The sequence below is a fragment of the Curtobacterium sp. BRD11 genome, from assembly GCF_031844345.1.
GTDB lineage: Bacteria > Actinomycetota > Actinomycetes > Actinomycetales > Microbacteriaceae > Curtobacterium.
The window spans coordinates 222,763-235,950 of sequence record NZ_JAUZUZ010000006.1; the positions used below are offsets into that span (position 1 = coordinate 222,763).

The 13,188-nt window shown below is 72.5% G+C and carries 15 protein-coding genes; 4 read left to right on the top strand and 11 right to left on the bottom strand.

Features of this window, described 5'->3' with window-relative positions:
• Positions 1 to 144 precede the first annotated feature (144 nt).
• Together rarD and groES are read right to left on the bottom strand one after the other, a co-directional pair.
• A complete protein-coding gene (rarD, locus tag Q9R28_RS14275) occupies positions 145 to 1,107 on the bottom strand; it encodes an EamA family transporter RarD (protein ID WP_066656944.1) in 963 nt (320 codons plus the stop codon).
• Between the two features lie 161 nt (positions 1,108 to 1,268).
• On the bottom strand, positions 1,269 to 1,565 hold the full coding sequence (groES, locus tag Q9R28_RS14280; RefSeq protein ID WP_056121496.1) for a co-chaperone GroES: 297 nt from the start codon (positions 1,563 to 1,565) through the stop codon (positions 1,269 to 1,271).
• 160 nt (positions 1,566 to 1,725) lie between these two features.
• On the opposite strand from groES, the gene Q9R28_RS14285 reads away from it, so the two are divergent.
• Positions 1,726 to 2,943: a class I SAM-dependent methyltransferase gene (locus tag Q9R28_RS14285; protein WP_311206418.1), complete on the top strand. Its 1,218-nt coding sequence runs from the start codon at positions 1,726 to 1,728 to the stop codon at positions 2,941 to 2,943.
• A gap of 168 nt (positions 2,944 to 3,111) precedes the next feature.
• Here Q9R28_RS14285 and Q9R28_RS14290 read toward each other — a convergent pair whose 3' ends face one another.
• From Q9R28_RS14290 to tsaB, 4 genes are all read right to left on the bottom strand, one after another.
• On the bottom strand, positions 3,112 to 3,888 hold the full coding sequence (locus Q9R28_RS14290; RefSeq protein ID WP_066656948.1) for a DUF4190 domain-containing protein: 777 nt from the start codon (positions 3,886 to 3,888) through the stop codon (positions 3,112 to 3,114).
• Between the two features lie 104 nt (positions 3,889 to 3,992).
• Positions 3,993 to 5,048: a tRNA (adenosine(37)-N6)-threonylcarbamoyltransferase complex transferase subunit TsaD gene (gene tsaD / locus Q9R28_RS14295; RefSeq protein WP_200884118.1), complete on the bottom strand. Its 1,056-nt coding sequence runs from the start codon at positions 5,046 to 5,048 to the stop codon at positions 3,993 to 3,995.
• On the bottom strand, positions 5,035 to 5,577 hold the full coding sequence (rimI, locus tag Q9R28_RS14300; protein ID WP_235426394.1) for a ribosomal protein S18-alanine N-acetyltransferase: 543 nt from the start codon (positions 5,575 to 5,577) through the stop codon (positions 5,035 to 5,037). The genes tsaD and rimI overlap by 14 nt, the downstream gene beginning before the upstream one ends.
• Positions 5,574 to 6,197, bottom strand: coding sequence for a tRNA (adenosine(37)-N6)-threonylcarbamoyltransferase complex dimerization subunit type 1 TsaB (tsaB, locus tag Q9R28_RS14305; RefSeq protein ID WP_066656957.1), 624 nt, complete (start codon positions 6,195 to 6,197; stop codon positions 5,574 to 5,576). The genes rimI and tsaB overlap by 4 nt, the downstream gene beginning before the upstream one ends.
• 81 nt (positions 6,198 to 6,278) lie before the next feature.
• On the opposite strand from tsaB, the gene Q9R28_RS14310 reads away from it, so the two are divergent.
• A complete protein-coding gene (locus Q9R28_RS14310; RefSeq protein ID WP_066656960.1) occupies positions 6,279 to 6,458 on the top strand; it encodes a hypothetical protein in 180 nt (59 codons plus the stop codon).
• A 12-nt stretch (positions 6,459 to 6,470) separates the two neighbouring features.
• Here Q9R28_RS14310 and tsaE read toward each other — a convergent pair whose 3' ends face one another.
• Genes tsaE through glmS form a run of 5 tightly spaced genes read right to left on the bottom strand, consistent with a single transcriptional unit; the run spans position 6,471 to position 11,468 of the window.
• Positions 6,471 to 6,983, bottom strand: coding sequence for a tRNA (adenosine(37)-N6)-threonylcarbamoyltransferase complex ATPase subunit type 1 TsaE (tsaE, locus tag Q9R28_RS14315; RefSeq protein ID WP_066656963.1), 513 nt, complete (start codon positions 6,981 to 6,983; stop codon positions 6,471 to 6,473).
• On the bottom strand, positions 6,980 to 8,140 hold the full coding sequence (gene alr, locus Q9R28_RS14320) for an alanine racemase (RefSeq protein ID WP_066656967.1): 1,161 nt from the start codon (positions 8,138 to 8,140) through the stop codon (positions 6,980 to 6,982). The genes tsaE and alr (Q9R28_RS14320) overlap by 4 nt, the downstream gene beginning before the upstream one ends.
• On the bottom strand, positions 8,137 to 9,240 hold the full coding sequence (gene alr, locus Q9R28_RS14325) for an alanine racemase (protein WP_311206419.1): 1,104 nt from the start codon (positions 9,238 to 9,240) through the stop codon (positions 8,137 to 8,139). Before alr (Q9R28_RS14325) ends, alr (Q9R28_RS14320) begins: the two co-directional genes overlap by 4 nt.
• Positions 9,237 to 9,611 carry a holo-ACP synthase gene (locus Q9R28_RS14330; RefSeq protein WP_209685290.1) on the bottom strand — a complete coding sequence of 125 codons (375 nt, stop codon included), beginning with the start codon at positions 9,609 to 9,611 and terminating at the stop codon, positions 9,237 to 9,239. Before Q9R28_RS14330 ends, alr (Q9R28_RS14325) begins: the two co-directional genes overlap by 4 nt.
• A 9-nt stretch (positions 9,612 to 9,620) precedes the next feature.
• Positions 9,621 to 11,468 (bottom strand): glutamine--fructose-6-phosphate transaminase (isomerizing), encoded by a 1,848-nt coding sequence (glmS, locus tag Q9R28_RS14335; RefSeq protein WP_311206420.1) that lies wholly within the window; start codon positions 11,466 to 11,468, stop codon positions 9,621 to 9,623.
• A 70-nt stretch (positions 11,469 to 11,538) separates the two neighbouring features.
• Here glmS and Q9R28_RS14340 point away from each other — a divergent pair, with 70 nt between their 5' ends.
• Positions 11,539 to 12,024, top strand: coding sequence for a glutathione peroxidase (locus Q9R28_RS14340; protein WP_209685286.1), 486 nt, complete (start codon positions 11,539 to 11,541; stop codon positions 12,022 to 12,024).
• Positions 12,025 to 12,147: 123 nt separating this feature from the next.
• Complete coding sequence (gene coaA / locus Q9R28_RS14345; protein ID WP_066656980.1) at positions 12,148 to 13,092, top strand: type I pantothenate kinase; 945 nt, start codon at positions 12,148 to 12,150, stop codon at positions 13,090 to 13,092.
• The last annotated feature ends 96 nt before the right edge of the window (positions 13,093 to 13,188 follow it).

A 13,188-nucleotide genomic window follows, 5' to 3' on the forward strand; every position in this document is an offset into this window, starting at 1 on the left:
GGGCCGACGTCGTCCCCGCGAGACTCGCGTCCGCGGACAGTTCCGCGGGCGCGGGGCTGCGGAACTGTCCGCATCGCCGAGCCTCGGCACAGCGCACCGGTCCGCAGATGATGCGACCCGGACGGGAGGCGCGGCTCGCGCCCGTCAGGCCGGCTCGGCCGCCGCAGGGGCGAGCGTCCGCCGCCGCGCGGCCCGGGCCGCCACGAAGCTGTCGACCGTCAGGACCACGAGCGCGACCCAGACGATCCCGAAGCCGATCCACCGCGCGGGCGGCATCGCCTCGTGCTGCACGACCACGCCGACCAGGAGCTGCATCACCGGCGCGAGGTACTGCGTCAGGCCGAGCGTCGACAGGGACACCCGCCGGGCGGACGACGCGAAGAGCAGCAGCGGCACCGCGGTCGCGGGCCCGGTGAGCACCGTGACGAGGACGTGCGGCCACCCCTCGCTCGTGAAGGTCACCCCGCCGCCGAGACCCGTGACGCCGAGCACGACGAGCGCCCCCACGGCGATCGGGACCAGCCAGACGGTCTCGATCGTCAGGCCGCTCAGCGCGTCGACGGTGCCCCCGACCCGCTTCTTCACCAGGCCGTAGCACCCGAACGAGAAGGCCAGCGCGAGCGAGATCCACGGCACCTGCCCGTAGCCGACCGCGATGACGACGACCGCGACGACGCTGATGCCGACGGCCGCCCACTGCGCCGCACGCAGGCGCTCGCGGAGGACGACCACGCCGAGGGCGATCGTGACGAGCGGGTTGATGAAGTACCCGAGCGCCGCCTCGACCGTGTGGCCCGTCGTCGTCGCGGCGACGTACACGGTCCAGTTCACCAGGATGAGCACGGCCGCGAGTCCCATCACGAGCATCACCCGGCGCTGGGCGAGCAGGGAGCGGGTGCGGAGCCACGACCGGGTGACGGCGATCGCCACCGCGCAGAAGACCAGGCCGAAGACGATCCGCCAGGCGACGATCTCGAACGCGCCGGCGGGGGCCATCGCGGCGAAGAGCAGGGGCATCAGTCCCCAGAGTCCGTACGCGACGATCGCCTGCACGACGCCGACGGATGCCTCGCTGCGTGCCGGACGAGCCGGGGTCGCTTCACTCACGGAACCATCCTAGGAAGGGGCGCGGACGCTGCGGGCGGACAGCGCGCCTCCAAGCCGACCACCGGGACGGGCCGGGAGCGCCGCAGCGACACGCGCCCGGACGCACGAACGCCCCGCCGGCTGCGAGCCGGACGGGGCGTTCGTGACGAGAGCTGCTGGTCTCAGTGCTCGATGACCGCGAGGACGTCGCGCGCCGAGAGGACGAGCAGGTCCTCGCCGGAGTACTTGACCTCGGTGCCGCCGTACTTCGAGTAGATGACCTTGTCGCCGACGGCGACGTCGAGCGGCACGCGGTTGCCGTTGTCGTCGATGCGACCCGGACCCACGGCGACGACCTCGCCCTCCTGGGGCTTCTCCTTCGCGGTGTCCGGGATGACGAGACCGGAAGCGGTGGTCTGCTCCGCCTCGACCTGGCGGATGACGATGCGATCCTCGAGCGGCTTGATGGTGACGGCCACGGTGACCTCTTCTTTCTCGGTACTGACTCGGTACAGATGGGAACCGGTTGGCACTACGCACAGGAGAGTGCCAACCACAACTCTAGGGACAGTCTGGCACTCGGTCAATCCGAGTGCCAGCACGTGTCGGGCCTCCCCGGCGACCTGGGAGGATCGACGGGTGGAAGCCGCCGACCTCGCCCAGCTGCTGACCCCCGAGGGGATGGCCCTGCTCGACCGTACCCCCGGCGTCTCGGACGGGGGCGAGATCGTCCGGGTGGTCTCCCGGCTCCGTGGCGAGGGACACGACCCGGGGCTCGTGGCAGCCGTGCTGACCCAGGCGAAGCTCCGCCAGAAGGCCCGCGCGAAGTTCGGGGACTTCGCCGCGCGGATGCTCTTCACCGAGGCCGGCCTCGAACAGGCCACCCGACTGCAGGTCGCCGCGCAGCACGCCGGTCGCTTCGCCGCCGCCGGTCTGACCCGGGTCGCGGACCTCGGCTGCGGGATCGGTGGCGACGCCATGGCGATGGCCGCGCTCGACCTCGACGTCATCGCCGTCGACCGCGACGAGGTGACCGCGGCGGTCGCGACGCACAACCTCGCGCTCTGGCCGAACGCCCGGGTCGAGCTCGGCGACGCGGCCGCCTTCGACCTGTCCCGGGTCGACGGCGTCTGGATGGACCCCGCGCGACGCACGGCCGGGCACGCGAACACGAGGCGCCTGGCCGACCCGGACGACTGGTCGCCGTCGCTCGACACCGTGTTCGCCGCCGCGACGACGACCCCGACGGGCGTGAAGCTCGGCCCGGGCATCGACCGCGACCTGATCCCGGACACGCTCGAGGCGCAGTGGGTGTCCGTCGACCGCGAGGTCGTCGAGCTCGTCCTGTGGTCCGGGCCCCTCGCCCGTGACGGCGTCCGGCGCGCGGCCACCGTCATCGGCGGTCACGGCATCGCCGAGCTCACCGGCCCGGCGGACGCCGAGGACGTCGAGGTCGGTCCCGTCGGCGCCTACCTGTACGAGCCGGACGGCGCCGTCATCCGTGGGCGGTTGATCGGTGACCTGGCGCGGTCCATCGGAGGCCGGATGCTCTCCGAGGGCATCGCGTACGTCACGTCGGACCGTGCCGTGACGACGCCGTTCGCGCAGGGGTTCCGGGTGCTGGACACGATGCCCCTCGACGTGAAGCAGCTGTCGGCACGCCTGGCGGCGGAGGACGTCGGCACCGTCGAGATCAAGAAGCGCGGCGTCGACGTCGACCCGGCGCAGTTCCGGAAGCGGTTGCGGCTGCGGGGGCGGCGGTCGGTGACGCTCGTGCTCACCCGTCTGGAGGGACGGCACACCGCGCTCCTGTGCGAGCGCCTCACCGACGTGGCCGGCTCGGCCGCGGGGCGGTAGCGGGGCGGTAGCGGGGCACGAGGCTGCGCGGGCGGTCGGCGCGAGGCGCTCTCGCTGTCGCTGTCGCTGTCGCTGTCGTGTTCACGTCCGCGGCAGCGACAGACCCCCGCCGAACATCGGCGGGGGTCTGTCGATCTCGCGGAACGGAGCCGTGCAGCGCGGCGCGGGTCAGCGGATGAAGGCGCCCGAGTCGTAGCCGTACGGGTCGGAGGACGAGTGGCTCGACGCGATCGCGATGATGAAGATCACCGCGAAGAGCACGTAGAGCCCGGTCAGCACCCACCCGCCGATGACCCCGGCGAGGGCCAGTCCACGGCCACCCTCACCCGTCTGCTTGATCTTCCCGAGGGCGATGTGCCCCATGATCGCGCCGGCGGGGCTCGTGAGGATCACGATCGGCCAGATGACGACCCCGGCGAACGCGAACACGATCGACAGGATCGCCAGGGTGTTCGTCTTCGGGCGCTGGGCGTACGGCTGGTACCCGCTCGTGGCGTACGGCGACGCGTAGGGGTTCCCGCCCTGCTGCGGCGCGTAGGGGTTCTGCTGGGGGCTCGAGGCCGCGTACGGGTTGCCCTGGTGCGACTGCTGCGCGTACGGGTTGCCCTGCTGCGACTGCTGCGCGTACGGGTTGCCCTGCTGGGACTGCTGCGCGTAGGGGTTGCCCTGCTGCGACTGCGGTGCGTACGGGTTGTGCTGGGGCCCCGAGGCCGCGTGCGGGTTGCCCTGCTGGGACTGCTGCGCGTACGGGTTGCCCGACGGCTGCTGGCCCTGACCGTACGGGGCGCCCGACGCCTGCTGGCCCTGGCCGTACGGGGTGCCCTGCGACGGCTGCGCGGAGGGGTTCGCGGGCTGCTGGCTGCCCGACTGCCCGTCCTGCTGCTGCCGGCCGTCGTCTCCCCCGCTCGACTCGCCCGGCTTCGGCCACTGGTTCTGATCGGACACCGTCCACCCCTCCCGGCACCCGGTCGGTCGGTGCCTGCTGAGCATCCTCCCACACGGGCCGGGAGCCGGTTCAGGCGTCGGCGTGCGCCACCCGGCCGCGCGACTCAGACCTGGACGGTCGTCACCGGCAGCGTGGAGTCCGCCGCGATGCCGAGGTCGCTCGGCGCGTGCCCCTCTGCCACCAGGCGCGCACCGACCGCGGCGATCATGGCCCCGTTGTCGGTGCAGAGGTCGAACGGTGGGATCCGCAGCGCGACCCCGGCGGCAGCGCAGCGTTCCTCGGCGACGGCGCGCAACCGTGCGTTCGCGACGACCCCACCCCCGAGCAGCAGGCGGTCGACACCGGTGTCCCGGCACGCGGCGAGCGCCTTCGTGAGGAGCACGTCGACGACGGCCTCGCGGAACGACGCCGCGACGTCGGCGACGGGGACCTCGCGGCCCTCGTCCCGGCACTTCTCGACCCACCGCGCGACGGCGGTCTTCAGCCCGGAGAACGAGAAGTCGTACCGGTGCTGCGCCATGTCCTTCGGCAGCGTCAGGCCGCGCGGGAACCGGATCGCGGTCGGGTCGCCCTCCGCTGCCGCCCGGTCGATCTGCGGCCCGCCCGGGTAGGGCAGTCCGAGCAGGCGTGCGACCTTGTCGAACGCCTCGCCGGCCGCGTCGTCGATCGTCTCGCCGAGCAGTTCGACGTCGCCGACCAGGTCCCGCACGAGCAGCAGCGACGTGTGGCCGCCGGACACGAGCAGCGCCACGGTCGGCAGCTCGATCGCGCTGCCGTCCGCACGCAGGACGTCCGCACCGACGTGCCCGACCAGGTGGTTCACGCCGTACAGCGGCTTGCCCGTCGCGACCGCCAGTGCCTTGGCTGCGCCCACCCCGACCATCAGGGCACCGGCGAGCCCCGGGCCGGCGGTCACGGCGACGGCGTCGAGCTCGTCGAGCGTGACACCCGCGCGGTCGAGGGCCTCGTGCAGGGTCGGGGTCATGGCCTCGAGGTGCGCCCGTGCGGCCACCTCGGGCACGACGCCGCCGTAGCGGGCGTGCTCGTCCATGCTCGACGCGATGACGTTGGCGAGCAGGGTGGTCCCGCGGACGATGCCCACGCCGGTCTCGTCACAGCTCGTCTCGATGCCGAGCACCAGGGGTTCAGTCGCGCTCACCGAGGGTCTCCTGTCCGATCGGTCCGACACCGGTGGACGCACCGGGGGTGACGGGGAGCTCCGCCCGCATCACCCACGCGTCGACACCGTCGGGCTGGTAGTAGCGGGGCCGCACGGCGATGCGCTCGAACCCGGCAGCGGTGTACATCGCCTGCGCCACGGGGTTGTCGGCGCGCACCTCGAGGAACACCTCGTGCACCTCACGCCGTCGGGCCTCGTCGAGGAGCTCCGTGAAGAGCACCTTCCCGATGCCCCGGCCCCGCTGCTCGGCAGCGACCGCGATGGTCTGCACGTCGGCGACGGGGTTGCCCGCGAGCGAGGACAGCCCGGCGTAGCCGACGACCGTCGGGGCGCCGTCCTCGGTCGTCTCGACCACGACGTAGTACCCGTGCGGGGACCACAGCTCCCCCGCCATCTGCGACGAGGTCCAGGCGTCCGTCGGGAACGACGTGTGCTCGAGGAACATGACGTCGTCGAGGTCCTGCGGGACCGCGCGGCGCAGCCGCAGGCCGGCGGGCAGTCCGGTCACCGGACGACCCGCTTCGGGGCCCCCGGCACGGTGACGTCGGGGTCACGCAGGTAGAGGGGGGTGTCGTCGGCGAAGGGCGCGCCGGAGGCGAGCCGGTCTGCTGCCAGCGACCCGAGCCTCCCGGCCGGGACGGTCGTGACGGTCTCGCGGGGCCAGTCGACGGCCTCCGGACGGGAGGCGCGGATCGCCTCGTCCAGGTCCGCCGGCTTCGCGAGTCCGGGACCGGCGACCCGCGTGCCGGTCTCGTCGTGGGCGCTCCAGTAGACCTCGCGGCGGCGCGCGTCCGTCAGGACGACGACGGGGTGCCGCTGCAGGTCGGCCGCGATCGCGTCGTGGCTGACGAGCGGGAGGAGGGGGACGCCGCGGGCGGCGGCGAAGGTGCGCGCGGCGGCGATCCCGACGCGCAGGCCGGTGAAGGGGCCGGGGCCCGTGCCGGCGACCACCCCGGTGACGTCGGCACCGGTGACGTCGGCCTCGGCGAGCACCTCGGCGAGGAACGGGCCGATCACCTCGGCGTGCCGGCGGGAGTCGTCGGTGCTGCGCTCGGCGAGCACACGACCGCTGGCCGGGTCGACGACGGCGACCGAGGTGCCGGCGGACGTGTCGATGGCGAGGAGCACGCGTCCATCGTAGGCGCGATCGGGACGGCGGACGGTGGCGTAGTGTCCGGTGATGTTCCACCAGCACGAGGGAGGTCACCGATGCCCTGGACACCGCGCACGGCAGCGCACCGCGATCCCGAGCAGTGGCGCCGTCGGGGCCTGCTGCCGCCCGCGGACGTCGACGCGCTCGTGCACGCCCGACTCGGGTGGTTGCCGGTCGACGACCCGGCCTACGCCGACTTCTTCATCGACCCGACCACCTCGGTGCGGTCGGGCTGACCCGGCGATCCGTCAGAGCGTGACGTCCGCCCAGCGCGGCCCGGTCGCGGTGACGATCACCCGTCGGGGCTCGTCGGGAACGTCGTCGGGGTCGAGGTCGTCGGCGTCGCCGTCGGGCGCGTCCGCTCCCGTCGCACGGACGATCTCCACGTCGAGGATGCTGTCCGCGATGCCGTCGACGAAGCCCCGGCCCCACTCGACCACCACGACCGAGGCGTCCCAGTCGAGGTCGAGGTCGTCGAGCTCCACGGGGTCGCTCAACCGGTAGGCGTCGACGTGGACCAGGTCCGGGCCGGTCGTCGTCGGGTGGGTCCGGGCGAGGACGAAGGTGGGGCTCGACACCTGCCCCCGCGCGCCGAGCGCGGCCCCGAGGCCACGCGTGAGCGTCGTCTTGCCCGCACCGAGCGGCCCGGTCAGCACGACGAGGTCGCCGGCACGCAGGACACGTGCGAGCCGCGCACCGAGCACACCCATCTCGTCGGTCGTCGACACCGTCGTGTCGAGCAGCACCCGGGCGTCCGTCACGGCTGCTCCCGCAGGTAGTCGCCGACCCGGCCCTCGACCTGGTGCCCGACGACCTCGCGCGGGACGCGGGCCCCGATCCGGCAGGTCACCTCTTCCCCGATGGTGCCGAGCGCCTCGCCCCACTCGAGGACGGTCATCTCGCCGTGCTCCCCCGTGCCGAACAGCACGACCTCGTCGCCGACGCGGACCTCGTCGTCGCCGACGTCGACCAGGAACTGGTCCATCGCGACGCGACCGGCGACCGGGTACCGCTTCCCGCCGATCGTCACCTCGACGCGGCCCTGCGCACGACGCGGCACCCCGTCCGCGTAGCCCACGGGCACGAGCGCCAGGGTGGTCTCCGACGTGGTGCGGTACGTGTAGTCGTAGGAGACGCCGGTGTCGACCGGGACCCGCTTCGTCTTCGCGACCGAGGCCGTGAGCGTCATCACCGGCTCGAGCCCGAGGTCGGCGGCGGACACGCCCTCGGCACCCGGGATGCCGAGCAGGTTCGCGCCCATCCGCACCATGTCCTTGCGGAACTCCTTCCGCTCGAGCCCGGCGAGCGAGGCCGCGACGTGCTCCATCGGCAGGTCGAGCCCGAGGTCCTCCGCGGTCTCGACGGCCCGGTCGAACACGGCGACCGCGGCGCTGTCGTCGTCGTCCGACGACTCCGCGAGGTGCGTGTACGCCGCGACGACCTCGATCCGGCCGGCGCGCTGCGCGTCGACCGCGAGTGCCACCAGCTCCGGCCAGGCGTCCGCGGTCGCGCCGTCGCGGTGCAGGCCGGAGTCGACGCCGAGGTGGACCCGTGCCGGGCGCTGGTCGACGGCGTCGACGACCCGCTGCAGCTCGGCGACGTTCGAGACGCCGAGGTCGATCGCCGAGTCGACGGCGTCGCGGAAGTCGAGCGCCGGGTCGTGCTGCCAGGTGAACAGGTGCACGTCCTCGCCGACGCCGATCGCCCGGAGGCGCAGCGCGGCCGGCACGGTCAGCACGCCGATCCAGCGGATGCCGGCGTCGACGGCCGCGAGCGCGATCGGCTCGAGACCGTGCCCGTAGGCGTCGGCCTTCATGATCGCCATGACCTCGACCGGGTGCATCCACTCGCGCACGAGGTCGAGGTTCGACCGGTAGGCGTCGAGGTCGATCCGGGCCCGACGAAGGGGGGCGTTCACGTCGTCCTCCGTTCCACGCTGCGGCCGACCCTGGCGACCACCTCGTAGTTGATGGTGTCGATCGCCGCTGCCCAGTCCTCGACCGCGGGGTCGCCGTCCGCCGGGTCGCCCCAGAGCACGACCTCGTCGCCCACCCGGACGTCGGCGTCGCCGATGTCGATGTGCATGGCGTTCATCGCGACGCGGCCGACGACGGGGAACTCCCGGTCACCGATGCGCACCGACACCCGGTTGCCGAGGTCGCGGTCGAAGCCGTCGGCGTACCCGAGCCCGATCACCGCGAGCCGGGTGTCCGTCGCTGCACGCCAGGTGTAGCCGTAGCTGACGCCGTCGCCCGCGGCCACCGGGACGGTCCGCAGCACCGCGGCGGTCACGCGCATCGCCGGGCGGAGCCCGAGGTCGGCCGAGGTGCGGTCGGCGAAGGGGCTGAGCCCGTAGAGCGCGAGCCCGACCCGTGCGGCGTCGTGGCGCGTCTCCGGCACCGCGATGCCCGCGGCGCTCGCGGCGAGGTGCACGATGTTCGGCACGATGCCGTTCGCCGCCAGGCCGTCGAGCGCCCGCTGGAGTGCGGCGTCCTGGTCGAGATCGTCGGCACGCGACGCGTTCGACAGGTGCGACATGAGCCCCTCGACGCGGGTGCGCCCGCCGGCCCGGGCGATCCGCCCGGCGGTGTCGAAGAGCTCGGCCCATTCGGACTCGACCGCGCCGTTCCGGCTCAGCCCGGTGTCGACGCAGACGTGCACCGCGGGCACCTCGGAGTCGGCCGCGGCCGCGAGCTGGGACACGCTCGACACCGCCGGGGTGACGTCGTACTGCGCGGCGCGGCGGAAGTCCTCGTCCGGGGCGTGCAGCCACGCCAGGATCCGGACGCCCTCGTCGATGCCGGCGCGGCGGAGCGCGATGCCCTCCTCGACGTCGGCGACCCCGAGCCACTCGGCACCGGCGTCGACGAACGCCCGTGCGGCGTCGACCGCACCGTGCCCGTACGCGTTCGCCTTGACGACCGCGATGACACCCGCCGGCGCCACCTGCTCGGACACCGTGGCGTAGTTCGCGATGAGGGCCTCGCGGTCGACCGTGATCCCCGTGAACGCGCTCATGCGCCCCCTCCTTCGATGACGACGAACGCCGTCGCGATCCCGCCGTCGTGCGACAGGGACAGGTGGACGTCCGTCACACCCCGGTCCGCCGCCACCCGACGAGCGCCCTCGTGCAGCGTGAGCGACGGGTTCCGCTGGTCGTCCGACACGACCTCGAGGTCCTGCCAGCTGAGCCCGGCACTGGACCCGAACGCCTTGATGAGTGCTTCCTTCGCCGCGAACCGGGCCGCGAGCGACGACACCGGTCGGGGCTCCCCGTCGCGCAGCTGCTCGGCCGGGGTGAACAGCCGCGTCCGGAGCGCCGGGGTGCGTTCGAGCACACCCCGGAACCGCTCCGTGTCGACGACGTCGACCCCGATGCCGATGATCACGACGCGGGCCTACTCGACGGTGACCGACTTCGCCAGGTTGCGCGGCTGGTCGACGTCGAGCCCCTTGGCGGCGGCGAGCTCCATGCCGAACATGTGCAGCGGCGCGACGGCCAGCAGCGGCTCGAACAGCGGCGTGGCGAGCGGGATCCGCAGGACCTCGTCCGCGAAGGGCAGCACGGCGGCGTCTCCTTCTTCGGCGATCGCGATCACCCGGGCACCGCGGGCGCGGATCTCCTGGATGTTCGAGACCACCTTCGGGTGCAGCGAACGCGGGTCGCGCGGCGACGGCACGATCACGAAGACGATCTGCCCCGGCTCGATGAGCGCGATCGGGCCGTGCTTGAGCTCACCGGCGGCGAAGCCCTCGGCGTGGATGTACGCGAGCTCCTTGAGCTTGAGGGCCCCCTCGAGCGCGATCGGGTACCCGACGTGGCGGCCGAGGAACAGCACGCTCCGGGTGTCCGCCATCCACTTCGCCAGCTCGGCGACGCCGGACGCGTCGTCGATGGTCTGCTGGAGCTTCGGTGCGAGGCCCTCGAGCTCGCTGACCTGCTCGGCGATCTGCTCGGCCGTGAGCGTGCCCTTGAGCGTGGCGAGGTGCAGCCCGAGCAGGTAGAGCGCGACGCCCTGGGCGATGAAGGCCTTGGTCGACGCGACGGCGACCTCGGGGCCGGCGTGCGTGTAGATCACCGCGTCGGACTCGCGCGGGATGGTGGCGCCCTGCGTGTTGCAGATCGAGAGCACCTGCGCACCCTGCTCGCGGGCGTACTTGACGGCCATGAGCGTGTCCATGGTCTCGCCCGACTGGCTGATCGAGACGACGAGGGTGCGGTCGCTCAGCACCGGGTCGCGGTAGCGGAACTCGTGGGCGAGCTCGACCTCGACGGGGACGCGTGCCCACTGCTCGATGGCGTACTTGCCGAGGATGCCGGCGTACGCCGCCGTGCCGCACGCGATCACGATGACACGGTCGACCTGCTGCAGCCGATCGGCGATCGGGTCGAGGTCGGTCAGCGTCACGGCACCGTCGTGCACGCGACCGAGGATCGTCTTGGCGACGGCCTCGGGCTCCTCGCTGATCTCCTTGGCCATGAAGGAGCTCCAGCCGCCCTTGTCCGCGGCGGAGGCGTCCCAGCTGACCTCGAACTCCTCGGGGGTCGCCGGCGAGCCGTCGAAGTGCACGACCTCGACGCCGTCGGGACGGATCGTCGCGATCTCGTCCTGGCCGATCGCGAGGGCACGCTGCGTGTAGGCGACGAAGGCCGCGACGTCGGAGCCCATGAAGTTCTCGCCGTCACCGAGGCCCACGACGAGCGGCGAGTTGCGGCGCGCACCGACGACGACGCCCGGCTGGTCGGCGTGCACGACGAGGAGCGTGAAGGCACCCTCGAGCCGCTGCACGACCTGCTGCATGGCAGCGGTCAGGTCCCCGGTCTCGCGGAACACACGACCGACGAGGTGCGCGGCGACCTCGGAGTCGGTCTCGCTGGTGAACTCGACGCCCTCGGCGACGAGCTCCTGCTTCAGCTCGGAGAAGTTCTCGATGATGCCGTTGTGGATGAGCGCGAGCTTGCCGCCGTCCGCCAGGTGCGGGTGGGCGTTGCCGTCGGTCGGGCCGCCGTGGGTCGCCCAGCGGGTGTGTCCGATGCCGGTGGCACCGTCGGCGATCGGGTGCGACTCGAGCTCCTCGACCAGGGCCTGCAGCTTGCCGGCCTTCTTCGCCGAGACGAGGTCACCCGGCCGGTCGACGACGGCGATGCCCGCCGAGTCGTAGCCGCGGTACTCGAGACGACGGAGACCACCGAGGAGGACCTCCTGGCTGCTCTTGCTGCCGACGTAGCCCACGATTCCACACATGCGCACGATCCTACGGTCTGGCTGGAGATCAACCCTGCAAGTCCGCAGGAGTGGGGATACCGTTCGGGACATGGGACGCTTCGACGACATCGAGATCACCACGCTGCACGGGGAGCACACCACCTTCGCGCAGTTCTCGGACCGGGCCGTCCTCGTCGTGAACGTCGCCTCGCGCTGCGGACTCGCGCCGCAGTACGAGCAGCTCGAGGCCCTGCAGAAGACCTACGGCGACCGCGGCTTCACGGTCCTCGGTTTCCCGAGCAACCAGTTCCTGCAGGAACTCGGCTCGTCCGAGGCGATCGACGAGTACTGCTCCACCACCTGGGGCGTGACCTTCCCGATGTCCGAGAAGGTGAAGGTGAACGGCAGGGGCGCCCACCCGCTCTACCAGGCACTCAAGGAGACGCCCGACGCCTCCGGCAAGGCCGGCCGGGTGAGCTGGAACTTCGAGAAGTTCCTCGTCGCCCCCGACGGCTCCGTCACGCGCTTCCGTCCGACCACGAAACCGGACGCCCCCGAGGTCGTCGCCGCCATCGAGGCGGCCCTGCCGGCCTGACGGTCACCGTCCGCACGACGGGTCGCGTCCTGCGGACACGCACCGGGCACCGGACGGGAGGCGCGGATCACCGCAGCCGGTCCACGCACGTCCGCCGCGCCTCCCGTCTGTACGCTCGTGCCCATGCCGATCACGGAAGCCACCGTCGCGCACCCGACCCCGTTCGTGGAGATCCCGCGCGACGAGTGGTCCCAGCTCGCACCGAAGGAGCACCTGTCGCTCACCGAGACCGAGATCGTGCAGCTGCGCGGCCTCGGCGACCGGCTCGACATGCAGGAGGTCCAGGAGGTCTACCTGCCGCTCTCCCGCCTGCTGACGCTGTACGCGGCCGGTGCCAGGGACCTGCACGCCGAGACGAGCCGCTTCCTCGGTGAGCGGGCCGGTCGGACGCCCTTCGTGATCGGTGTCGCCGGGTCGGTGGCGGTCGGCAAGTCGACCGTCGCGCGACTGCTCCGCGAGCTGACGAAGCGCTGGCCGGACACCCCGCGGGTCGAGCTCGTGACCACCGACGGCTTCCTGTACCCGAACGCCGAGCTCGAACGTCGCGGAATCATGGACCGCAAGGGCTTCCCGGAGTCGTACGACCGTCGTGCGCTGCTGCGGTTCGTCAGCCAGGTGAAGAGCGGGGCGGCCGAGGTGCGTGCGCCGTTCTACTCGCACCTCGTCTACGACATCGTCCCCGACGCCGAGATCGTCGTGCGGCAGCCGGACGTCCTCATCGTCGAGGGCCTCAACGTGCTCGCGCCGCCGGTGCACGGGCGGCTCGCGCTGTCCGACCTGTTCGACTTCACGATCTACGTCGACGCGAAGACCAAGGACATCGAGTCCTGGTACGTCGACCGGTTCCTCGCCCTGCAGGAGGAGGCGTTCTCGAGCCCGGACTCGTTCTTCCACCGCTTCGCCTCGCTGTCGCGCGAGGACGCGGTCCGGACCGCGACCGAGGTCTGGCGGGCGATCAACGAGCCGAACCTGCTCGAGAACGTGCTGCCCACGCGCTCCCGGGCGACGCTCGTGCTCAAGAAGGGCGCGAACCACAAGGTCAACTCGGTGCTGCTCCGCAAGATCTGACGCGGAGCGGTGGGCGAGGCCGCCGTGCCGCCTCTGTCGTTCCGCGGCGCGACCTGCTCGCGAACAACCGGAAGCGGGGGGCGCCCCCGGGGGACC

Coding starts and splice junctions, on each gene's coding strand:
- glmS (WP_311206420.1), bottom strand. CDS start 11,468: ATGTGTGGAATCGTGGGCTACGTCGGCAGCAAGAGCAGCCAGGAGGTC.
- Q9R28_RS14340 (WP_209685286.1), top strand. CDS start 11,539: ATGGGACGCTTCGACGACATCGAGATCACCACGCTGCACGGGGAGCAC.
- alr (WP_311206419.1), bottom strand. CDS start 9,240: ATGAGCGCGTTCACGGGGATCACGGTCGACCGCGAGGCCCTCATCGCG.
- coaA (WP_066656980.1), top strand. CDS start 12,148: ATGCCGATCACGGAAGCCACCGTCGCGCACCCGACCCCGTTCGTGGAG.
- Q9R28_RS14310 (WP_066656960.1), top strand. CDS start 6,279: ATGCCCTGGACACCGCGCACGGCAGCGCACCGCGATCCCGAGCAGTGG.